General features: G+C 67.9%; 21 protein-coding genes and 1 pseudogene. 9 read left to right on the top strand and 13 right to left on the bottom strand.

From position 1 onward, the window contains the following. The first annotated feature begins 11 nt into the window (after window positions 1-11). Window positions 12-548: a transcription termination/antitermination protein NusG gene (nusG, locus tag ACO227_RS11050; protein WP_265118828.1), complete on the top strand. Its 537-nt coding sequence runs from the start codon at window positions 12-14 to the stop codon at window positions 546-548. 121 nt (window positions 549-669) lie between these two features. Here nusG and ACO227_RS11055 read toward each other — a convergent pair whose 3' ends face one another. Further along, complete coding sequence (locus tag ACO227_RS11055; RefSeq protein ID WP_423601898.1) at window positions 670-954, bottom strand: hypothetical protein; 285 nt, start codon at window positions 952-954, stop codon at window positions 670-672. 271 nt (window positions 955-1,225) lie between these two features. Between ACO227_RS11055 and ACO227_RS11060 the strand changes: the two genes are divergently transcribed. After that, a complete protein-coding gene (locus ACO227_RS11060; RefSeq protein WP_423601899.1) occupies window positions 1,226-2,377 on the top strand; it encodes a hypothetical protein in 1,152 nt (383 codons plus the stop codon). After that, on the top strand, window positions 2,364-3,431 hold the full coding sequence (locus tag ACO227_RS11065; RefSeq protein ID WP_423601900.1) for a nucleotidyltransferase domain-containing protein: 1,068 nt from the start codon (window positions 2,364-2,366) through the stop codon (window positions 3,429-3,431). The genes ACO227_RS11060 and ACO227_RS11065 overlap by 14 nt, the downstream gene beginning before the upstream one ends. 25 nt (window positions 3,432-3,456) lie before the next feature. On the opposite strand, the gene ACO227_RS11070 is transcribed toward ACO227_RS11065, so the two are convergent. The 3 genes from ACO227_RS11070 to ACO227_RS11080 form a co-directional block, all read right to left on the bottom strand. Further along, window positions 3,457-5,526 (bottom strand): amidohydrolase family protein, encoded by a 2,070-nt coding sequence (locus tag ACO227_RS11070; protein ID WP_423601901.1) that lies wholly within the window; start codon window positions 5,524-5,526, stop codon window positions 3,457-3,459. An 87-nt stretch (window positions 5,527-5,613) separates the two neighbouring features. Then, on the bottom strand, window positions 5,614-7,977 hold the full coding sequence (locus ACO227_RS11075; RefSeq protein ID WP_423601902.1) for a putative bifunctional diguanylate cyclase/phosphodiesterase: 2,364 nt from the start codon (window positions 7,975-7,977) through the stop codon (window positions 5,614-5,616). 95 nt (window positions 7,978-8,072) lie between these two features. Beyond that, the gene (locus ACO227_RS11080; protein ID WP_423601903.1) at window positions 8,073-9,833 is read right to left on the bottom strand and encodes a fatty acyl-AMP ligase; all 1,761 of its coding nucleotides are present in this window, start codon (window positions 9,831-9,833) and stop codon (window positions 8,073-8,075) included. A 137-nt stretch (window positions 9,834-9,970) separates the two neighbouring features. Between ACO227_RS11080 and ACO227_RS11085 the strand changes: the two genes are divergently transcribed. From ACO227_RS11085 to ACO227_RS11105, 5 genes and pseudogenes are all read left to right on the top strand, one after another. Beyond that, on the top strand, window positions 9,971-10,516 hold the full coding sequence (locus ACO227_RS11085; RefSeq protein WP_423601904.1) for a regulatory protein RecX: 546 nt from the start codon (window positions 9,971-9,973) through the stop codon (window positions 10,514-10,516). Window positions 10,517-10,581: 65 nt separating this feature from the next. Beyond that, entirely contained in the window at window positions 10,582-11,175 is a 594-nt protein-coding gene (locus tag ACO227_RS11090; protein WP_423601905.1) for a cold-shock protein, read from the top strand. After that, window positions 11,147-11,647: a DUF192 domain-containing protein gene (locus tag ACO227_RS11095; protein WP_423601906.1), complete on the top strand. Its 501-nt coding sequence runs from the start codon at window positions 11,147-11,149 to the stop codon at window positions 11,645-11,647. Before ACO227_RS11090 ends, ACO227_RS11095 begins: the two co-directional genes overlap by 29 nt. A gap of 78 nt (window positions 11,648-11,725) precedes the next feature. Further along, on the top strand, window positions 11,726-12,118 hold the full coding sequence (locus ACO227_RS11100; RefSeq protein ID WP_423601907.1) for an NADH:ubiquinone oxidoreductase subunit NDUFA12: 393 nt from the start codon (window positions 11,726-11,728) through the stop codon (window positions 12,116-12,118). Between the two features lie 200 nt (window positions 12,119-12,318). Continuing rightward, window positions 12,319-12,552: pseudogene (locus ACO227_RS11105) on the top strand (DUF2155 domain-containing protein); the annotation flags it as partial. A gap of 35 nt (window positions 12,553-12,587) precedes the next feature. Here ACO227_RS11105 and aat read toward each other — a convergent pair. Continuing rightward, window positions 12,588-13,343, bottom strand: a complete 756-nt coding sequence (aat, locus tag ACO227_RS11110; protein ID WP_423601908.1) for a leucyl/phenylalanyl-tRNA--protein transferase — start codon at window positions 13,341-13,343, stop codon at window positions 12,588-12,590. Next, window positions 13,340-14,065 (bottom strand): ParA family protein, encoded by a 726-nt coding sequence (locus ACO227_RS11115; protein WP_423601909.1) that lies wholly within the window; start codon window positions 14,063-14,065, stop codon window positions 13,340-13,342. The genes aat and ACO227_RS11115 overlap by 4 nt, the downstream gene beginning before the upstream one ends. Before the next feature lie 82 nt (window positions 14,066-14,147). Between ACO227_RS11115 and ACO227_RS11120 the strand changes: the two genes are divergently transcribed. Further along, window positions 14,148-14,738, top strand: coding sequence for an AAA family ATPase (locus ACO227_RS11120; RefSeq protein WP_423601910.1), 591 nt, complete (start codon window positions 14,148-14,150; stop codon window positions 14,736-14,738). Here the strand turns inward: ACO227_RS11120 and ACO227_RS11125 are convergent. From ACO227_RS11125 to ACO227_RS11155, 7 genes are all read right to left on the bottom strand, one after another. Next, the gene (locus tag ACO227_RS11125; protein ID WP_423607334.1) at window positions 14,686-15,546 is read right to left on the bottom strand and encodes a sigma-70 family RNA polymerase sigma factor; all 861 of its coding nucleotides are present in this window, start codon (window positions 15,544-15,546) and stop codon (window positions 14,686-14,688) included. The genes ACO227_RS11120 and ACO227_RS11125 overlap by 53 nt on opposite strands. Next, window positions 15,546-16,016: a carboxymuconolactone decarboxylase family protein gene (locus tag ACO227_RS11130; protein ID WP_423601911.1), complete on the bottom strand. Its 471-nt coding sequence runs from the start codon at window positions 16,014-16,016 to the stop codon at window positions 15,546-15,548. The genes ACO227_RS11125 and ACO227_RS11130 overlap by 1 nt, the downstream gene beginning before the upstream one ends. 140 nt (window positions 16,017-16,156) lie before the next feature. Further along, on the bottom strand, window positions 16,157-16,543 hold the full coding sequence (locus tag ACO227_RS11135; RefSeq protein ID WP_423601912.1) for a hypothetical protein: 387 nt from the start codon (window positions 16,541-16,543) through the stop codon (window positions 16,157-16,159). A gap of 97 nt (window positions 16,544-16,640) precedes the next feature. Continuing rightward, window positions 16,641-17,954, bottom strand: coding sequence for a Y-family DNA polymerase (locus ACO227_RS11140; protein WP_423601913.1), 1,314 nt, complete (start codon window positions 17,952-17,954; stop codon window positions 16,641-16,643). A 248-nt stretch (window positions 17,955-18,202) separates the two neighbouring features. After that, window positions 18,203-18,850, bottom strand: a complete 648-nt coding sequence (locus ACO227_RS11145; protein WP_423601914.1) for a glutamine cyclotransferase — start codon at window positions 18,848-18,850, stop codon at window positions 18,203-18,205. After that, the gene (locus ACO227_RS11150; RefSeq protein ID WP_423601915.1) at window positions 18,847-19,296 is read right to left on the bottom strand and encodes a GFA family protein; all 450 of its coding nucleotides are present in this window, start codon (window positions 19,294-19,296) and stop codon (window positions 18,847-18,849) included. Before ACO227_RS11150 ends, ACO227_RS11145 begins: the two co-directional genes overlap by 4 nt. Window positions 19,297-19,325: 29 nt before the next feature. Then, complete coding sequence (locus ACO227_RS11155) at window positions 19,326-20,546, bottom strand: helix-turn-helix domain-containing protein (RefSeq protein WP_423601916.1); 1,221 nt, start codon at window positions 20,544-20,546, stop codon at window positions 19,326-19,328. Between the last annotated feature and the right edge of the window lie 21 nt (window positions 20,547-20,567).

A 20,567-nucleotide genomic window follows, 5' to 3' on the forward strand; every position in this document is an offset into this window, starting at 1 on the left:
ACGGAACGACAATGGCGCGCTGGTACATCATTCACGCCTATTCGGGCTTCGAGAACAAGGTGCGGGACCAGATCCTGGCCGATGCGACGCGGCTTGGCCTCGACGCGCTGGTCGAGGCGGTCGAGGTGCCGGTCGAGACCGTGACCGAGGTGCGCCGCGGCAAGAAGGTGCAGTCGGAGCGGAAATTCTTCCCCGGCTATGTCCTCGCCAAGCTGGCGATGAACGACGACGTCTATCACCTCGTCAAGAACACGCCCAAGGTGACCGGCTTCCTCGGCAGCTCGGGCAAGCCCCAGCCGATCAGCGAGGCCGAGGCCGCACGCATCCTCAACACCAAGGAGGAAGCCGCCGCCGCGCCCAAGACGCAGATCAAGGTCGACTACGAGATCGGCGACGCGGTCAAGGTGCTGGAAGGCCCGTTCGCGAGCTTCAACGGCGTGGTCGAGGAGCTCGACTTCGACAAGTCGAAGGTCAAGGTCAGCGTGTCGATCTTTGGTCGAGCGACCCCGGTGGAGCTGGACTTCGACCAGGTCGAGCGTTCGAAGTAAGCTTCGATACGGTTGCGGATTTCAGGAGGCCGGGGTGGAAGCCCCGGCCTTTTTTGCTTCCGGCGATCAGGGTCGTTCGCCGACCGCAAGACCGCTCAAGCGACTAGCTCGTCACCACGACTCAGACCTGCTTCGGGCCGCCGCGATTGCCGGGGCTGCCGGGGCGGGTGCCCGGGCCGTCGTTAATCGGCGGATTTCCGGGAGGCTGAGGATCGGGACCGTTTCCGACGCCATTATTGCCGCGGCCACCGCCGCCGGTCGATTTGGCGATCGCGGGCGAGCTGAGCGATGTCGACAAAAGCACGGTCATCACCGGCGGGACCGTCAAGGCGAAGCGGCCGCACGATTTCAGAAAGTCTCGACGGTCGTCATTGCTCGTCGCGAGCTCTTCGTTCGAATTTTCCATTCCGGAATCCTCTCCGTCACCGCGGCTAGAACATATTGCAGTTGATCTTCGCAAGGTTGATGGAAAAATGAGTTACCTCTTATGTGTGTGACGCTAACTTTAGTTATATTGCAGCACACATCTCATCAATATTGTGAACGGAAGTCGTAACACGGCACGACCGACTCGAATACATACGATTATATCGAAAGATATATTACGCGCCGTCGGAAACTTGACGCGCTCGGTCGTATTGTCATCATGCCGATATTGGTGCCGGGTCAGAAACGACATGGAAGCTGGTTCATTCCAATTCGCTGCGGCGGACGTTTCCGAACCGATCTCCCTCAAGCTTTCGGAGGGTGTTCATCCGCTTTTGGTCGGCGGGCGGCAGGCGCTCTTCTCCGCCCGGGGCGAGAAGCTCTACGAACTCAACGGGACGGCCGCGCTGCTGGCATCGATGCTGCGCGAAGGGAGCACATTTGCCGCATTGGCAGCGGCGCTGGCGCGCGACGGATTTGATGGCGAGGCGGCGAATGGCACTGTGATGGAGCTGCTTTGCCAATGGTCAGCGCAGAATGTCGTCGATGCGACCATGTCTCCGTCCGATGCTCCCGGGTCCTGGAAGCAATGCATCCATGTCGCCGGCGTGGATGCCGCGATCCATTATGCAGGCGCCGAGCAATATATGCGGATATCGCCGATATTCTCGCATCTGGCGCACCCGATCAGCAAGCCGGCAACGTGCATAGACATCGCCGATGCGGATGGATTGACCTTCGTGTCCTGCAACGGCGGATCGGCTTCGGTGATCGGCGCCAGCCAGGCGGCGCCATTCATCAAGGGCCTTCTCGTCGAGGATATCCTCGCGGCAGCGCCGCCAAACATCGCATTGCATACCGCTTGCCTCGCGCATCGCGATCGCGCCCTGCTGCTCGGCGGACCGCCAGGGGCGGGCAAGACGACGCTCACCGTTGCGCTCTCGCGATCGGGCTTCGACTACGTCTCGGACGACATAAGCCTGTTGGGTCGCGACGGCCGGGTGCAGGGTGTGCCCTTCGCGCCCGCCATCAAGGACGGTGGATGGGCGCTTCTGCGCCGCTTTTGCGCGGATATCGCGGCGTTGCCCACCCATATGCGGCTCGACGATGTCGCGGTGCGCTATCTTTGCCTGACCCAGCCCCCGCCCATCGTCTGGATGAATGCGGGATGGATCGTGCACCTGCGAAGGGTTGCCGGCGCAAGGCCTGAACTTCGCAAGATCGATCCCGTTGCGGCGCTCGTGCGGCTGATGGACGAGGCACATTCCGCCGCAGGTGCCGCGACCCTGGAGGAAATGCGCACGCTGATTGCGCTGGTCGAGCGGGCGCGCTGTTTCGACCTGATCTATTCGGACCTGGATGCCGCGATCGAAGCGCTGTCGGTGCTCTGTGCCGAGGATTGACGCCGAGCCGCTCGCGACATTGCTCGCCTGCCTGGTCGGCGAGGCACCGCAGGATGCCGACTGGCTGAAGCTCCTCACGACGGCGAACCAGGCGCTGGTTACCGGTGTCCTGGCCGCGCGGATCGGAGACGGCCCTCCGGAAGAGGTGCAGGCGTTTCTCGAAGTCATTCACCGGCGGGCGCTGGAACGAAACGCCCGGCTCAAAACGCAACTCGAAGAGGCGACGACATCGCTGAATGCTGCCGGTATCCAGCCGGTCTTGCTCAAGGGAACGGCGCTGCTCAATACCGCAGGACCCGACTATGGCGCACGCATCCTGTCCGACCTCGACATCATGGTTCCGGCGCGTTCGATGGCGAGTGCCCGGCAGAACCTCGAGGCAATCGGTTATCGCATATATCGGCACGAAGACTCTCCCCTCGTCCCCCTGAACCTCTACCGTGAGCAGGATGTGGGGATGGTCGATCTGCATTGCCGGACCAAAAGCCGATATCCCGGCTTCGATTTCGAGGACCTGGTCCGCGACTGCGTCGAGGTGACACTGGGAGGAGCAAGAGCCTGGCTTCCGTCGCCGACGTCGCAGGCACTGATCCTGATCCTGCACGATCAGCTGCAAGAACGCGATTACTGGCGCGGTCTCATCGATCTCAGGCATCTGCTCGACATAGCCGAACTCGCGCGGACGCCAGTCGGTATCGACTGGGCGCGGCTCGCAGCACATTTTCCCCGAGGCTATCCGCGAAATGCGCTCGACGTGCAGCTGGCCACGCTCGAACTGCTGTTCGGTGTGCCGATGCCCCAGCCGCATCGCCCGGGATGGACCCGGTTTCAGCTTCAGCGCCGCATCGTCCAGTTGCGCAGGCCTGGGTTCAGGTCGTTCCTCACCTTGCTGACCCTGTTGCTCGATCCGCCACGGCAGTCCGGCCTCTCGAGGCAACGCGCAACGGCGATCGGCCCGGGACGGTTCAGCAATGCGCCCATGCCCGCGCGACTCCGGCATGCGCGATCGGTCTTGGATCGGCTTCTGGCCCGGAAGAATCCGGGAAAGATCTAGCTGCTGACGGCTTCAGCGGCTGCCGCTACTTGGGCCGCCCGCTGAAACCGGCCGCCTCGCGCAGCGCGTCGCCGTCCATCACATAGCCGTCGCTGACGACGGTGACGACGCGGCGGAGCGCGCCGAGTTCGCTCGAAGGATCGCCGTCGACCAGCACCATGTCCGCCTCCTTGCCGACCGTGATCGAGCCGGTGCGCTGGTCGGCGCCGACCACGCGCGCGGGCAGGATGGTGGCGCTCTGCAGCGCCTGTGCAGGAGTGAAGCCGGCCTGCTGGTAGATTTCGAGCTCGCGGATCAGCTCGATGCCCCAGCCGTCGGTGCCGGCGACGATCGGTACGCCGGCCTTGTGCAGCTTGCCGACCAGCTGGACCATCTTCGCATAGCTCTTGCGGTAGTCGTCGCGGGTCAGTCCCTCGACCAGCGGATAGCCGCCGCTGGTGAAGACCGAGCGTTCGATCACCGGCGAGATGATGCCCATATACGGCGCATAGGCCGGGTGCGGCTTGCCGCCCTCCTGCGTCAGGAAGCCCTCGAAGATGACGATGGTGGGATCGACGATGGTCTTGCGCTTCGCGAGGTCGGCGACGAAGCCGGTCATCAGCGGGCCGTCGAGGTCGACGTCCTTGAAGTAGCGCGCCGGGCCCTCCATCCGCTGGCGGGTATTGGCCTTGTCGATCACCGCCTTGGGCATCGCTTCCATCACGACGAAGTTGAGATGGGTGAGCTCGTCATAGCCCGCGGCGACGGCCTCGCTCGGCTTCATCGTCGCCGGGACATGGCCGTGGACGTGGAGGCCGAGGCGATGCGCTTCGGCCGCGGCGGGCGCGATCCAGGCGGGGTCCATCGAGGTGTAGAATTTGACGCCCCAGAGGCCGGCGCCCTTGATCTTGCGGACGGCCGCGATCGCCTCCGCCTCGCTGCTGACGACTTCGGCGCCCTGCGCGGCGAGCGGGTCCTTCTTGTCGATGATCGCGGAGATGAAGGGCTCGCCCATCAGCAAGGTGCCCGCGGCGCGGCGCTTCGTCGCGTCGACCGCGCGGTCGAAGGTGGTACCCGGGCTGCGGAAGCTGGTGATGCCGTTGGCGACGTTGGCGAGCACGTCCCAATCGTCGCCGATGTGCAGATGGCTGTCCCAGATGCCGGGCACCAGCGTCTTGTCGCGGCCGTCGATGGTGCGCGTGCCGGCGGGCGCCTTGACCGAGCCAGCGGCGCCGATCGCGACGATCTTGCCGTCGCGCGCGAGCACCGCGCGGTCAGCGAGAAAGACGCCCTGGTCGGCATCGAACAGCCGGACATGGTCGAACAGCACCGGCGCGCGCGCCGCCGGGCTCAGGAAGCGCTGGGCGACGCGCTTGACCTCCGCCGCGGTCGCCGCCTCCTGCGCGTCGCGAAGCTGTTTGAGCGCCCCCTCATAGCCGGCGGGAAGCACCGAGATGTAGCTGATGCTGGCGAAGTAGCGCCTGTCTTCGTCGAGCCACACGGGGACGGGCGAGGGCAGCATGCCCTTGATGAAGGCGAGCTGGACCTTTTTGGGCCCCGCGGGACCCTGGATGGTCAGCGTCTCGCCGAAGGTCATGCGGCCTTTGCCGCTCGGCAGGAAGGCGACGCCGGCATCGCCCGCCGCGGCGAGCTTCTCGATCAGCGGCGCGCCGGCGATGCCGACGCCGCCCGCCGGGATGTACCAGCCGCCGGCGGGGGCTTCGCCCGAATCGGTCGCGGTCTTCCATATCGCGCGCCCGTTCTCGACACGGAACGCCTCGGCGGCGTCGCCCGACATGGTCACGCCGCGCACCGTCAGCGCCCGGATGGTGCCGTCGGGGGCGAGGGTGGTGACCTGATCCATCTCGGTGATCCAGCCGCGCAGTTCCTGCGACCAGCGATAGGCGGTGCGGCCGTCGGGCAGCTGCCAGCGCCACTGGTCGCCATGCTTGCCGGCCTCCGACACGACGACATAGTGGACGGCGTCGGCCGGCGGCTTGAGCAGTTCTTCCTTGGGAACGGGTTTCGACGCCTGAGCGGGCGCCGGCGCGTCATGCGCGCAGACTGATCCGGAGGCGGCGGATGCGAGCAATATGGCGATCAGGACAAGCCGCATAATCATCTCCCCTGCAGGGAAGGCAGCGTGGCAAGCGCTTGTCGCAAATGCAACTTGTCTTCGACGAGCGTGGCCCCACGCTGCGCGTCAGGCCGCGACGCTGGCGCCGCCTTGGCTATCGCGCGTGGCCAGGCTGCGCGCTTCGACGACGGGGAGCGGGCGGCCGAAATAATAGCCCTGCACCTTGGTGCAGCCAAGCGCCTGGACCATGCGGTGCTCGTCCTCGGTCTCGACGCCTTCCGCCGTGGTGGCCATGCCGAGGCTGTCGGCGAGCGCGACGACCGCGCGGATGATCGCGATCGCTTCCTTGCTGCCCTTCGACGCGCCCTGGATGAAGCTGCGGTCGACCTTGATCGAGGAGAAGCGCGTGCGGCTCAAATAGCCGAGCGAGGAATAGCCGGTGCCGAAATCGTCGAGGCTGAGCCGCACGCCCATGTCGAGGATCGCCTCGAGCGTGCGTACAGCGGCGGTACCCTCGCGCATGAACACGCTTTCGGTGACTTCGAGCTCGAGCCGGTCGGGGCGCAGGCCGCTGTCGCGCAACGCCGCGGCGACGAATGAGGCGAAGCCCGGGTTGTGGAGCTGCTCTGGGCTGACGTTGACTGCGATGCGGATCGGATCGTCCCACCGCACGGCCTCGACACAGGCCGCGCGCAGGACCCACTCGCCGATCGGAGCGATCAGGCGCGCTTCCTCGGCGAGGGGCACGAACTTGGCGGGGGAGATGTTGCCGAATTCGGGGTGAGTCCAGCGCAGCAGCGCCTCGAATCCCATCAGCGCGCCGCTGCCGGCCCGGACCACGGGCTGGTAGAGCAAGTGGAACTCGTCATTCTCGAGCGCGGCACGCAGCGCCATCTCGAGCACGCGCCGCTCCTCGGCCTGGACGTGGAGCTCGGGCTCATAGGCGTGGAAGACGCCGCCCCCGGCATCCTTTGAGCGGTAGAGCGCGAGGTCGGCGGAGCGGATCAGCATCTCCGCGGTGCGGCCGTCGCGCGGGCCGATGGCGAGGCCGACGCTGGCGCCGATATAGAGGGTGTGCTGGTCGACTTCGTAGGGCTGCGACAGCACGCCGATGATCGTATGGGCGAGCCGCTCGACCGCGGCGCTGTCGGTCGCGTCGCGGACGACCACCGCGAACTCGTCGCCGCCCAGCCGCCCGATCACGTCGTTGGTGGTCATCAGCTGCTTGAGCCGCTCGGACACGCGCATCAGCAGCCGGTCGCCGACCGGATGGCCGAGCGTATCGTTGACCGCCTTGAACCGGTCGAGGTCGATCATCATGAAGGCGCAGCGCGATCCCCATTTCTCGGCCTCGCCCATGGCCAGCGCCAACGTCTCGTTGATGAGCAGGCGGTTGGGCAGGCCGGTGAGCGTGTCGAAGCGCGCCATGCGGCTGATCTTGTTGGCGGATTCGCGGGCCTCGGTGACGTCGGATCCGACCCCGCGGAAACCGAGGAAGCCGCCTTCCTCGTTGAAGCGCGGCGAGCCGGTCATCTCCCACCAGCGCTCGACGCCGTCGACATAGACGGGGAGCAGCAGGTCGCGGAACGGCTCGCGCTTCTTGAGACGTTCGGCCATCTCGCGCAGGCCCTGCGCGAAATTGCCCGACTCCCAGGCGGTGCCGGCGAGCACCTGGAGGAAGGGCATGCCGTTGATCGCCTTGGGATCGACGCCGAGCGAGACGGCGAAGCGCGGATTGGCGCGGACGACGCGGCGCTGTGCGTCGGTCTCCCACAGCCAGTCGGAGCCCTTGTCCTCGAACTCGCGGAGCAGCAGGCTCACCGTCTCGTCACGCTCGGCCAGTGCGATCTCGCTGGCGCGGATCACGACCAGCGCCTTGCCGCGGGTGAAGCAGCCGATGCTGAGCAGCGCGGTGAACACCAGGGATGCCGCGCCGAGCGCGGGCGAGGTGGTGAGCGCGAGCGAGATCGCAGCGGATCCGCCCAGCACCGCAAGGAACGCGATCGTCGCGAGCGGCAGCGCCGCCATCGCGACGGCGGACGCGGCCATCAAGATCGACACGATGATCCACAATGCGGCGGCGGCCTCGGCGCTGGCCGAGGGACCGAAGAGCAAGGGCGCGATCGACCACACGGCGCCGAGCGCGATGCCGTCGAGCACCGTCTCGCGCACGTCCTTGATCGTGGCGGTACGTTCGGTGCGGTGGCGTACGGCGAGGCGGCGAAAGGCGACCGCGGCGCCGACCGCGGCGACCAGCGCGCTCCAGCTGGCGAGCTGCCACAGCGGCACGGTCGGGGCGAAGGCGAGCGTAATCAGCGCGGCGCCGATCACGTTGGCGGCGAGCATGAACAGCGCGAGCTGGCTGCCGGCATTCATCTGAGCCGCACGAATCGGGCCCCAGTCGGTGGTATCCGCCGGGTCGTACAGGCCGAGCAGCGCACGCACGTCAATGCGCGGCTTCGCGAATTGGGAGGTGGTCTGGCTCGTCACGCCGGCTGCAATAGCCGCGGCGAGGTTAGCGAGTGGTTAGGTGCCGACCCGGAACGGCGAAAATTTTTTGCGCCGTTCCGGAGGAAGCGGGAACCTTACGCCGCGATGCTGTAGGGCTTGATCTCGCCGTTGAGATAAAGGTTGCGCGCCTTGGCGCGGGAAAGCTTGCCCGAGCTGGTGCGCGGCAGGGTGCGCGGTGGGATCAGCTCGACTACGCAGTTCATGCCGGTGACGGTGCGCACGCGTTCGCGAATCTCCTCGCGCAGCTTCTGGCGCTCGGCATCGTCGCTGGTGCGGCACTGGACGAGCACTGCAGGCGTCTCCTCGCCGCCCGGTGTGGTGATCGCGAAGGCGGCGATGTCGCCCTGCTTGAAGCCTGGCAGCTGCTCCACCGCCCATTCGATGTCCTGGGGCCAGTGGTTCTTGCCGTTGATGATGATCATGTCCTTCGCCCGGCCGACGATATAGACATAGCCGTCCGACATGTAGCCCATGTCGCCGGTGTCGAGCCAGCCATCGACCAAGCACGCGTCGGTCGAGGCCTGGTCGCGGAAATAGCCGACCATCACGCTCGGCCCGCGGCACCAGACCTTGCCGATCGCGCGTTCGGGAAGCGGGGTGCCGTCCTCCTCGCGGATCTCGACTTCCATGTCCTTGACCGGCTTGCCGCAGTTGACGATCGCGCGGAAGCGCTGCGGGCGGTCCGCGCCATGTTGGCCGCCGGAGAGCTGAGTCTCTTCGACCAGCTCGACCACGATACCCTCGCCCGGGGGCATGATCGACACTGCCAGCGTCGCCTCGGCGAGGCCGTAGCTCGGCAGGAAGGCGCTGGCCTTGAACCCGGCGTCCGCAAAGGCGTCGACGAACGATTGCATCACGTCGGGGCGGATCATGTCGGCGCCGTTGCCCGCGACGCGCCAGCGGCTGAGGTCGAAACGGTCCGAGGCCTTGGTCTGGCTCGACATGCGGCGCGCGCAGATGTCGTAGCCGAAGGTCGGCGAATAGGAGAGGGTGGTGCCCGTATTGCGGGTGATGAGGTCGAGCCACGCCAGCGGGCGGCGCGCGAAATCCTCGGTCTTCAAATAGTCGGTGGAGACCTGGTTGGCGACGATCGACAGGAAGCAGCCGACCAGCCCCATGTCGTGATACCAGGGCAGCCAGGAGACGCAGCGGTCGCTCTCGCGCAATTCCATGCCGTGGCTGTGCGCCGACAGGTTGTTGAGCAGCGCGTTGTGGGTGATCGCGACGCCGTGCGGGAAGCGCGTCGAGCCGCTCGAATATTGCAGATAGGCGATGTCGTCGGTCTTCGCCTCGGGCAGCTCGGCCGCGGGTGCGGGGCGCGTCGCGAAGCTCTCCCAGTCGATCCCCTCGACGCCCTTGAGCCGCGCCGCTTCGCCCGCCATCGCGGCGAGCTCGGCCGGGTAGAACAGCATCTTGGGGTCGCAGCTCTCGAGCTGGACCGCGAGCTGGTCGATATAATGCTGACTGCCGCCGAAGCTGGTGGGCAGCGGCAGTGGCACCGGCCACGCGCCGGCATAGATCACGCCGAAGAACAGCGCGGCAAAATCCGTCCCGGTCTCGGCGATCAGCGCGATGCGATCCTCGGGCTTGACGCCCGCAGCGACCAGGCGGCGGGCCTGCGCCAGCGCGTCCTCGCGCATCTCGTGGAAGGGATAGGCGCGCACCAGCGTGCCGCGCGCATCATGGAAGTTGAGGCCGCGCACGCCGGTGGCGGCATAGTCCAGCGCCTCGCCCAGCGTCGCGAAATCCGCGAGACGGCGGGGGAGACTGTCTTCGGTCGGGGTGGGCTGCAGGATCGCGCCGCTATCCCCGGTGTCGTTCACGTTCAAAGCCATATTCCAAAAATCCGTGCCCCTGATCGTGGCAGCCCGCCCGCGGTCTTCACGACGCTGGGCCCCACACCAGAAATGCGGGCGGCTCTGCTACGCACTGTCGTTCAAATTCGGTTGGCACTGTGGCACAAACAAGGCGCATGCGCCGCAACACCGCCTCTGGACGCCGCCCACCGCCCGCGCTGGATCGTTCCGCCCTCGAGCGGCTGGCGCTGCGCTATGTCGAGCGCTTCGCCACGACCCGCGGAAAACTGGCCGTCTACCTCGCACGCAAAGTGCGTGAGCGGGGGTGGGAAGGCGAGCCCGCGGATCCCGTCGCGATTGCGGAACGCTTCGCCGAACTCGGCTATATCAACGACCGGCTCTACGCCGAATCAAAGGCTTCGGCGATGGCGCGGCGCGGGCTCGGTGCCCGCCGGGTGAAGGACGCGCTGCGCCATGCCGGTGTTCAAGAACGGGACGCCGAGGCGATCGAGCCGCAGCTCGACAGCCGCGCGCGCGAGACTGCGATCGCCTTTGCTCGCAAGCGCCGGATCGGGCCGTTCGCGGCAGAGGAAGCCGATCGAGTCACGCTGGCGAAACAGGTCGGCGCGATGGTGCGCGCCGGACACGCGCCCGAGCTCGCGTGGAAAATCGTACGCATGCCCCCCGGAGAAAGCGTCGAACCGTTGCTAGATGGAGATTAGTAACAAAGGATTCGCACACGCTGGAAATGCTGTGTTAATGTTGCGGGTCAGGGGGAAGAGTCTGAATGCGTGCCGACCCGCAGCGAGCGTCGAGCGATTTTGTGCCCGTGCCGGCCGGCGCGGCGCTTCCCGTGCTCGAATCCGATGCGGATGGCGAGCATCACGGGGGAATCGTCAAATGGTTCGACGTCACCCGCGGCTTTGGATTCATCGTTGCCGATGATCCGCAGGCCGGGGATATCTTGATTCACTTTTCGGTGCTCCAGCCGCATGGGCGGCGCAGCCTGCCCGAGGGCGCGCGCGTCGAGTGCGTGGTGGTGCGGCGCGAGCGGGGGCTGCAGGCGCGCGAGATCGTGTCGATCGACCTCACCGATGCGGTCGAGCAGCCCAAGGCGCGATCGGGCATGGGCGAGCGCGCCGACCGGACCAAGCTGATTTCCGAGGCTGGGCCGTTCGAGCCGGTGACGGTCAAATGGTTCAATCGCCTCAAGGGCTATGGCTTCCTGGTGCGCGACGGCGATTCGGCCGATATATTCGTGCATATGGAAACGCTTCGCCGGGCGGAGATTTATGACGTTGAACCCGATCAGCCGCTTCGCGCCCGCATCGTCGAGGGGGACAAGGGACCGCTTGCGGTCGTCGTCGAGCGCCCGGACTAGAACCGCGCTGCTGCTCGCGCTGGGCGCGCTGGCGCTGGTGCCGGGATGCAAGGGGAGCGAGGCCGGCAATGCCGGCGCGGCGCAGCAGGCGGCGAAGGCGGTGGTCACCGTCGAAAGCACCGGCAAGAAGCACGTCTTCAAGGTCGACGTCGCGCGTACCGCGGCGGAACAGCAGCGCGGCCTGATGTTCCGCACCGACATCCCGGCGGATGGCGGCATGTTGTTCGCACCCTATCCGGCGGAAGGCGGCGGCCCGCGCGAGGCGAGCTTCTGGATGAAGGACACGCCGACCCCGCTCGACATCATCTTCATCCGCGCCGACGGCACGATCGCGCATATCGCGGAGAACACCGTGCCCTTCTCAGAGGATCAGGTGCGCTCGGGCGAGCCGGTCGCGGCGGTACTGGAGATTCTCGGTGGCAAGGCGGCGGAGCTGGGGATTTCGCCGGGGGACAAGGTGAGCTGGCGATAGGTTGCCGCAAGGTTCAAGTGATCTTCTCGCGGCAAACCCCCGTTGCCGCCGCCGCACTTGCCGCGTAAAGCGCGGGGCATGGGAATCCTGGCGAACATCTTCACCTGGTGGAACGGCTCCACCTTCGGCACCTGGATGGGCCTGCGCGGCAAGGACAAGGTCGGCGAGGACGCGCTCGGCAACATCTATTACCAGGGCGGCAGCGATACCGCGGGCAATCCGCGCCGCTGGGTGATCTACAAGGGTTCGAACGATTCGAGCCGCGTGCCGCCCGAGTGGTTCAGCTGGCTCCATCACCAGATCGACGACGTGCCCGATCGCGCGCTGCCGCCGGTGCGGCAGTGGGAGAAGCCCGCGATCCCCAACCTCACCGGCACCGCCCAGGCTTATCGCCCGGCCGGCGCGCTCGAGGCCGGCGGCAAGCGCATCGGCGCGACCGGCGACTACGAAGCCTGGACGCCCGGCGCCTGATGACCTCGCTACGTCCTGCCGTTCTCGCGCTGGCGCCGCTCGCGCTGGCGGGTTGCGGCTGGCTCGGCGGAAGCGACGGCACGCAGAACAAGACCGCCGCCGCGGACAAGGTCGAGGTCGCGCCCAAGGCCGGGCCGGGTGAGGAGATCGTCACCGTCGACACCGGCGCGTCCGCCGCCTCGACCGCCGGGGCGACGCCGATGGCCGAGCGGGTGGCGGTGCTGGGGCTGCTCAACAAGCGTAACGGGCAGGCCCGCGACATCACGCTCAAGCCCGGCCAGGCGGTGCGTGCGGGCGACGTGATCCTGCGGCTGCGCGCGTGCGAGAAGACCGCGCCATGGGAGAGCGACCAGCTGACCGGGGCATTCGCGCAGGTCGACGTGCGCGAGGCCGACGGTAAGTGGAAGCGCGCCTTTTCGGGTTGGCTCTACAAGGAGCGGCCGGCGCTCAACGTGGTGCAGCACCCGGTCTATGACGTCTGGGTCAAGAGCTGCGCGATGACCTTCCCCGAGACCGGGGGCGAGGTGGTGAGCGCCGGCGCCAACGGTTCGGGCGGCGCGGCGAAATCGTCGAGTGCGCCGAAGTCCGCCGTGACCCCGGCGGCGCCCGAGGCGAGCCCGGCGGCACCCTCGCCGAGCGCGTCGGACAGCATCGAGAGATAAGTCTCGCGCGGGACCTCGACCGCGCCCAGCGAGGCGAGGTGTTCGGTCATGAACTGGCAGTCGAGCAGCTCGAACCCGCCGACGCGCAGCCGCGCGACCAGGGCGGCGATCGCGACCTTCGACGCGTCGCGCGCGCGGCTCACCATCGATTCCCCGAAAAAGGCGCGGCCGAGCGCGAGACCGTAGAGTCCGCCCACCAGCCGATCGCCGTCCCACACCTCGACCGAATGCGCGAAGCCGCGGCGGTGAAGCTCGCCGAACACCTTTTCGATTGCCGGATTGATCCAGGTATCGGGCCGGTCGGGCGCGGCTTGCGCGCAAAGCGCGATCACCTGGTCGAATGCCGCGTCGGCGGTGATGCGGAAGCGGTCGCTGGTGATCGTCTTGCGCAGCGAGCGCGAAAGGTGGAAGCCGTCGAGCGGGAGGATCGCGCGCTGGCGCGGTTCGACCCAGAATACGCTGTCCTCGTCGCGATGCTCGGCCATCGGGAAGACGCCCATGGCATAGGCGCGCAGCACCAGATCGGGATCGAGATCGGCCGAGCGGGGGGTGGGGCGCGTCATTTCTTCTTCGCCAGCCGGCGCTCGATCGCCTGCCACAGGTCGGCGAAGGCGCGGCCGCCGGTGGTGCGGCCGGCAAAGGCACCGACCGGCTGGCGCCGCGCGGCCATCGCCTCGACGATGCTGGCGCTCGGGATGACCGGCCAGTCGGGGTGGCGCTCGAGCGCCTCGGCATGGAGCTTGCGGCGGCGGTCGACCATCGAATGGACCGGCATCAGCGGCACCTTGCCCTTCCCGCCGAGATGCGCCTCGACCTCGGTCAGCGCGCGTTCGGAAAGGGGGGAGGGGATGACCGGCACGACGATCAGGTCGGCGGCGCGCATCACCTGCTCACTGGTCTCGGTGAGGCCGGGCGGGCAGTCGAGCAGCATCCGGTCATAGGCCTTGTCGAGCTGGCCGAGCAACTTGGCGAGGCGCTTCTTCTTGTCGAGTTCGTGGAAGAGCAGGTCGAGGCCGCGCAGCGAGGCGTCGGCGCCGATCAGGTCGAGCCGCTCGACATCGGTGGCATGGGCGAGCTTCGAGGGTTCGACGTCCTTGGTGAACACGGCTTGCGCTTGCGCCTTGCTCTTTCCACCGCCGAGCAGGAAGGTGGAGGCCGACTGCGGATCAAGGTCCCAGAGCAGGGTCCGGCGCGCCGAGAGCGTCGCCGCGCACCAGGCGAGGTTGACCGCCAGCGTGGTCTTTCCGACGCCGCCCTTCAGGCTGTAGATCGCGATCGTCGCCAAGCCCTGCCTCCGCTCGGTAAATCCAACGCGCCGGACCGATCCGGCGCGCCCATCATGCAATGTTCCCGATGGAGATAACAAGATGAGGACGGATCATCTGTTCGTGATCACCGGCGGACCGGGCTCGGGCAAGTCGAGCCTTATCGCCGCGCTGGCCATGCAGGGCATCGCGACGATGCCCGAGGCGGGGCGCGCGATTATCCAGGACCAGGTCGCGATCGGCGGCGACGCGCTGCCCTGGGCCGACCGCGCGGCGTTCGCGACGCAGATGCTGGGCTGGGAGCTGCGCTCGTACCGCGAGGCGCGCGCGCTGGCCGGGCCGGTGGTGCTCGACCGCGGGATTCCCGACGTGATCGGCTATCTGCGGCTGTGCGGGCTGGCGGTTCCGGCGCCTGCCGAGCGGGCGGCGGCGGCGTTCCGCTACAACCGCATCGTGTTCATCGCGCCGCACTGGCCGGAGATCTATGCGCGGGACGCCGAGCGGAAGCAGGACGCGGCGGAGGCGCAGGCGACGCACGAGGTAATGGCCGAGGTCTATGCGGGGCTGGGCTATGAGCTCGTCGAACTGCCCTTGGCGCCGGTGGCTGAACGGGCGCGCTTCGTCCGAGCGCGCCTCAACCCTAGTGCAGATGCCGCAGCTTGTCGGGGTTGCGGGTCTGGTAGATCGCGGTGATGCGGCCGTCCTCAATTTCGAGCGCGGTGGTCTGCAGCTCGCCGTCGGCCTCGAGCGTGACGAAGCCGGGCAGGCCGTTGACGAAGCAGGTGCGCACCAGCGTCGAGCCATATTTGCCGAACAGCACGGCGAGCGACTTGTGCAGCTTCATCACATGCTTGAAGCCGAGCACGACCTGCATCGCCGCGGCGCGCTTGCCGCCGCCGTCGCTGTGCATGCTGACGTCCGCGGCGAGCATCGCGCCGAGCGCGGTCATGTCGCCGGTGCGCGAGGCGGCGAAGAACGCCTGGGCGATCTCGATCCCGCGCGCCTGCTCGACCTGGAAGCGCGGGCGCGCTTCGCGGACATGGGCGCGGGCGCGCGCCGCGAGCTGGCGGCAGGCGGCGGCATCGCGGTCGAGCGTCTTAGCGACTTCCTCGAACGACACGCCGAACACGTCGTGGAGCAGGAAGGCGGCGCGTTCGAGCGGCGAGAGGCGTTCGAGCGCGAGCATCAGCGGGAGGGTGACGTCCTCTTCCGGCTGCTCCTCGACCACCGGATCGGGAAGCCACGGGCCGATATAGGTTTCGCGCTGATGGCGCGCGGACTTGAGCTGGTCGAGACAGAGGCGCGTGACGATGCGGCGCAGGAACGCCTCGGGCTCACGCACCGCCGCGCGATCGGTGCCCATCCAGCGCATAAACGCCTCCTGCACCACATCCTCGGCATCGGCGACCGAGCCGAGCATGCGGTAGGCGACACGGATGAGCTTGGGGCGCAGCGGGTCGAACGACTCCGCCGCGCCCGTGCGCCCCTGTTCGTTCCGTATCACGCGACCTGCGCCTGGACGGACTTGACCACCGCCGGCTCGGTCCACAGGTGGAAGCCGACCGCGAGCCGGTTCCAGCCGTTGATGATGTTGATCATCAGGGTGAGCTTCACCTGCTCCTCCTCGCTGAACTCGGCGGCGAGCGCTTCATGGGCTGCTTCCTGCGTGTGCCCTTCGGAGAGGCGCGTCAAGGCGTCGACCCAGCCGAGCGCGGCGCGCTCGCGCGGGGTGTAGCCCGGCGCCTCGCGCCATGCCGACAGCAGATAGATGCGCTTCTCGGTCTCGCCCTTGGCCCGGGCTTCCTCGGTATGCATGTTGATGCAGTTGGCGCACTGGTTGATCTGCGAGGCGCGGATCTTGACCAGCTCGACCAGCGAGGGCTCGAGGCTGGCTTCGATGGCGGTGGAGGCCGCGAACCACGGCTTCATCACGTCGGGGGCGGCGGCGAACGGGTTGAGCTTGGCAGTCATGTTCATGCTCCTCATCGGGTTGCATGGTCATGACGAGCGGGACGCGGCGGATGTGACATCGGCCGCGAAAAAACTTCTGCGCAACGAAAAAGGGCCGGCGGTAGGTGCCGCCGGCCCTTTCGGTTGGAATTCTGCGAGGGTCAGCCCTTGCAGGTGAGCGAGCCCTTGCCCGGAAGCTCGACGGTGGCCGACTTCTCGTTGCCGGTGAGCTTGTAGCCGCCCTCGGCGGTGTAGGGCTGGCCGGCTTCGGGCGCCTTGAGGTCGGTCGCCGGACCGTTCTTCTCGGTGCGCAGCTTGACCAGCTTGTCGCCCTGGAAGAACTCGGCGAACACGAGCGCGTTGCCCGGCTGGCAGCGCATCGAGACCGAGGCCTTGATCGCGGGCGGCAGCTCGACGGCCGGCGCGTTCTTGAGCGCGGTTTCCATGGGGTCGGGCGCGCGGCTGTCGACCACTTCGGGTTCGGGTTTGCAGGCCGCGAGCGGCAGGAGGACGATCGCGACGGCGGCGGGGAGGAGGCGCATCTTCATAGCGGGCGTTCCTTTTGCGCATGCAGCATTTGACGTCAAGACCCACATGATACCGGGGGACAGCGCGTTTTGCGTTGCAACAGGAAAGTTGCGGGGATCATTCGTGAAATTCATCCAGGTCGGGGATGCGGCCAAACGCAATCTTCGTGCCCACCCGGTCGATGCGGCTGCCGTCCATCGGCCCGACCGAGACCGCGTGGCGGCCGAACTTCTCGTTGATCCGGTCCATCGCCTTGCTGAGCGAGAGGGTACGGGTCTCGCGCGCGAGCGGATCATCGGGATCGAGCGCGGCGAATAATGATTCCTGCTCGCCCTGGAGCGGGGCGATCTCGGCCAGGGTCACGCCGACCATGCGAATCGCGAAGCCATGGGCGCGGCTGCGGCCGGCCTCGACGAGGCGCGGGAAGATCGAGTCGAGCGCGTGGAGCACGGTGAAGCTGTCCTGGGTCGAGGGCAGCTTGATCGAGGTGCGCCAGGTCGACTTGTCGTCCTCGAACCGGGCGTGGAGCACGAGCAGGCGGCTGACATAGCCCTTGCGACGCAACCGGTTGGCGGACTTGAGCGCGAGGCGGCGGGCGGTGAGGCGAGTCGGCTCGAGCCCGCGCTTGCGCGGCGAGAGGACATGGCTGTGGCCGATGGTGCGGTTCTGAGTCGCCTTCTCGGGCAGGTCGAAGCCGTGGAGCAGATACCAGAGCCGGTCGCCATTGACCCCGCCCCAAGCCGAGCCGGCGTCGCGCGGGCGGCGCTCGCACAGCTGGCCGATGTCGAGGATGCCCTGCTGCGCCAGGCGTTTCTCCATCTTGGCGCCGATCCCGGCGATGTCGCGCAGCTTGAGGTCGAACAGGCGGTGGGGCAGCTGCTCCTGCGTCAGCACGGTGAGGCCGTCGGGCTTCTGCATGTCGCTGGCGAGCTTGGCGAGCAGGCGGTTGGGGGCGATGCCGACCGAACTGGTCAGGCACTCGCCGACATTGGCGCGGATGCCGGCCTTGATCCGGTTGGCGAGCGCGATCGCGGTCTCGGGATCGTTCTCGTTGTCGAGCAGGCGGCAGGCGACCTCGTCGATCGAGCAGACATGGGTGACCGGGATGTGCCGCCACACCTCCTCGACGATCGCGTTGTGGAACTCGACATATTTCTCGTGCTGGCCGGGGGCGATGAGGAGATCGCGGCACAGGCGTTTCGCTTCCCACACCGGGGTACCAGTGCGGATACCGTAGCGCTTGGCCTCGACCGAGGCGGCGATGGCGACGGTGGTGTCGCTGTTGACCGGGGCGACGATCACCGGACGCCCGCGCAGCTCGGGATTCAGCTGCTGCTCGACCGCGGCGAAGAAGCTGTTGAGATCGAGGTACAGCCAGCGCAGCGGCCGCGGGGGCAGGTCGAGAAGAGGCGGGGAAGGCTCTGGCGCCATGCCGGAACAATAGTCGAACGGGGTGGCGGAGTCACGTAGCCGGTGGTGTTACCCAAAGTGAGCGAAGTTGACGGCTCCCTGAGGGGAAGTTGACATATCTGGCGGGGTTTCATGCACGCGCGCCAACCGCTCGCGTCCGCGAAAAGTCCCAAAAGTCACGCCCCTACGCGCGAGGGGGAGAGGGAAGGATCCGGTTGTCAAAGAGCCCGCCGATCCTAGCCGAACCGGCGGGCTGTAGGAAAATGGTTTCAGGCCGCGGTGGCATGGCCCGGGCGGCGGATCGCACGGAGCTTGCCGGTCTGGCCGCCGCCCGCGAAGAAACGGCCGCCGCCGTCGGATTCGAGGCCCGAGATGCCGATGCCCGCGGGCATGTCGAGTTGCTCGAGCACCGCGCCGCTCGCCGGATCGATGCGGCGAAGGTCGCTGGCGTCGTCCTGCCAGGTGGCGTGCCACAGCTCGCCCTCGACCCAGGTGACGCCGGTGACGAAGCGATCGGACTTGATCGTGCGCAGGATCTCGCCCGTCGCGGGGTCGACCTGGTGGATGCTGGCGGCGCGATACTCGCCGACCCACAGCGAGCCCTCGGCCCAGGTGAGGCCGGAGTCGCCGCCCTTGCCGGGGGCGGGGATGGTCGCGAGCACCTCACCGGTCTGGGGGTCGACCTTGCGGATCACCGCCTCGGCGATCTGGTAGAGATGCGTGCCGTCGAACGCGGTGCCGGCATCGGCGGGAACGTCGACCCCGCCCACGATCTCGCCGCTGTCGGGATCGAGCGCGGCGATCCGCTCGCCCGTGGCGAGCCACACGCGGCCGCCGTCGAAGCTGACGCCGCCGATGTCGCTGACGCCGGGGAAGGGACCGTATTCGCGGAGGATCTCGGCTGCTGCGTGCTTCATTTCGCTACTCCTGTCGTCGCGGGGGCCGGAGTCAATTCCGGCGGCAGTTTCTCGAAGGCCGCGAGCGCGGGATCGATGCGGTCCCAGGCGTGGCCCGCGGCGGTCCAGTAGATGGCCTGCGGCCGATAGCGCGACGGATCGTCGAGGCTGGCGGCGCTGGTGATGAAGATCTCCGGCATGTCGGGCAGCGCGATGAACATCGGCGAGCCGCAGGTGGGGCAGAAGCCGCGCCGCTTGCGCGTGCCGTTCTCGCCGACGCTCTCCCACCAGACGGGATTGCCGCTGACCGTCACCGTCGCGCCGGCGAAGGTGAGGTGCGCGCCATGGCCGCTGCCGCTCTCGCGCTGGCACTGGCGGCACTGGCAGAGGTTCATGATCGCGGGCTCCTCCGCGATCTCGTAGCGGATCGCGCCGCATGCGCAGGCGCCGGTATAGGGTGAGGTCATGTCGCCGCTCCTTGGTTGCGGTGCCATGATTATCCGCCGGGCAGGACGGCCGGGAGTAACAAGCTTGTCGGGAAACCCGGGGTCTGCCGCGCCATCCAGCGCCGCGCGCGCCCGCGGCCGAAGCCGTCGGCCTTGCCTGCTTCGGCGAGCCCCTCGAGTGCGCGCTGGACGGTCCGCGGGCTTACGTCGAGCGCGAGCGCGAGCGCCGAGCTCGACCAGGCCTCGCCATCGGCGAGCAGCGCGAGGATCTCGGCATGGGCTTCCTCCCGCGGGGGGAGCAGCAGCGCGACGCTGCGTGCGGTGCGGGGCTTGAGGATGAAGCCATCCTCGGTCGCGCTGATCTCGGCGAGCGGTTCGAGGACGGCGCGCAGCCGGCCGATCTCGACGCGCAGGCGGGCGCGGTGCGACTCGTCGGCTTCGCGGGCGCGGAAGGCGCGCTTGAGCAGGTCGAGGCGAGTGACGTCGCCCGGCCATGCCTCGGCGAGCGCGCGCGCGAGCGCGAACAGCACGGGGCGGCTGGCGAGCGGGACGATGGACTTGCCGGTTCGGATCGCCGTGCGGCAGGCGTCGACCACCAGCGTGTCCGAGGCGAGCAGTGCCTCGATCTCGGCGAGGCCGAGCAGCCGCGCCTTCTCGCGGGTGACCAGCCGGGCGGCTGGCGCTTCGAACGCGCGCACCGCCTGGTCGACCTCGGCAATGAGCGCCGGGATAGCGGCCTGACATGCGGCGCCGGATGCGCGTTCGAGCGCGGCATGTGCAGGGGCGGCCTCGATCCGCCGCATGGCGATGCCGGCAGCGACCAGCCAGGCCCCCGCACGAGAGGCTGGGGGCAGCACGGCGGGATCGATCGCCTCCAGCATCCGCGCGGCGTCGTCGAGCCGTCCGATCAGCAACAGGCGCCGCGCCGCGAGATAGCCGGCATGCGCGGCGTTGGCGCGGTCGGCATGCGCGGCGAGCGTGGCGCGCGCGGCGTCGAGCCCGCGCATCGGCTCGCCGAGATCGCGCGAGACCAGGGCAATCTCGGCCTCGGCGACGATGCAGCGGGCCCGGGCGACCGGCTCGCGATTGCCGAAGGCGCGGGCGGCTCGGCGCAGCAACTCGCGGGCGCGGACGAGGTCGCCGAGCTGCGCCATGGCGATGCCGCGCAGCGCGAGCGCGGCGGGGTCGTCGCGCAAGGCGACGCGGTCGAGCGCGGCAAGAGGGTTGCCCGTCGCGAGCGCACGGGCGGCGGCGTTGATCAGCGAGTCCATCTAAATCGCGTCACATTTGTA

It is taken from the genome of Sphingomonas sp. MS122 (genome assembly GCF_049532975.1).
Lineage (GTDB): Bacteria > Pseudomonadota > Alphaproteobacteria > Sphingomonadales > Sphingomonadaceae > Sphingomonas.

What these genes read in the sequence shown, in the direction of transcription:
- nusG (WP_265118828.1), top strand. Translation starts at nt 12, where the DNA reads ATGGCGCGCTGGTACATCATTCACGCCTATTCGGGCTTCGAGAACAAG.
- ACO227_RS11055 (WP_423601898.1), bottom strand. Translation starts at nt 954, where the DNA reads ATGGAAAATTCGAACGAAGAGCTCGCGACGAGCAATGACGACCGTCGA.
- ACO227_RS11060 (WP_423601899.1), top strand. Translation starts at nt 1,226, where the DNA reads ATGGAAGCTGGTTCATTCCAATTCGCTGCGGCGGACGTTTCCGAACCG.
- ACO227_RS11070 (WP_423601901.1), bottom strand. Translation starts at nt 5,526, where the DNA reads ATGCGGCTTGTCCTGATCGCCATATTGCTCGCATCCGCCGCCTCCGGA.
- ACO227_RS11080 (WP_423601903.1), bottom strand. Translation starts at nt 9,833, where the DNA reads ATGGCTTTGAACGTGAACGACACCGGGGATAGCGGCGCGATCCTGCAG.
- ACO227_RS11085 (WP_423601904.1), top strand. Translation starts at nt 9,971, where the DNA reads ATGCGCCGCAACACCGCCTCTGGACGCCGCCCACCGCCCGCGCTGGAT.
- ACO227_RS11090 (WP_423601905.1), top strand. Translation starts at nt 10,582, where the DNA reads ATGCGTGCCGACCCGCAGCGAGCGTCGAGCGATTTTGTGCCCGTGCCG.
- ACO227_RS11100 (WP_423601907.1), top strand. Translation starts at nt 11,726, where the DNA reads ATGGGAATCCTGGCGAACATCTTCACCTGGTGGAACGGCTCCACCTTC.
- aat (WP_423601908.1), bottom strand. Translation starts at nt 13,343, where the DNA reads ATGACGCGCCCCACCCCCCGCTCGGCCGATCTCGATCCCGATCTGGTG.
- ACO227_RS11120 (WP_423601910.1), top strand. Translation starts at nt 14,148, where the DNA reads ATGAGGACGGATCATCTGTTCGTGATCACCGGCGGACCGGGCTCGGGC.
- ACO227_RS11130 (WP_423601911.1), bottom strand. Translation starts at nt 16,016, where the DNA reads ATGACTGCCAAGCTCAACCCGTTCGCCGCCGCCCCCGACGTGATGAAG.
- ACO227_RS11135 (WP_423601912.1), bottom strand. Translation starts at nt 16,543, where the DNA reads ATGAAGATGCGCCTCCTCCCCGCCGCCGTCGCGATCGTCCTCCTGCCG.
- ACO227_RS11140 (WP_423601913.1), bottom strand. Translation starts at nt 17,954, where the DNA reads ATGGCGCCAGAGCCTTCCCCGCCTCTTCTCGACCTGCCCCCGCGGCCG.
- ACO227_RS11145 (WP_423601914.1), bottom strand. Translation starts at nt 18,850, where the DNA reads ATGAAGCACGCAGCAGCCGAGATCCTCCGCGAATACGGTCCCTTCCCC.
- ACO227_RS11150 (WP_423601915.1), bottom strand. Translation starts at nt 19,296, where the DNA reads ATGACCTCACCCTATACCGGCGCCTGCGCATGCGGCGCGATCCGCTAC.
- ACO227_RS11155 (WP_423601916.1), bottom strand. Translation starts at nt 20,546, where the DNA reads ATGGACTCGCTGATCAACGCCGCCGCCCGTGCGCTCGCGACGGGCAAC.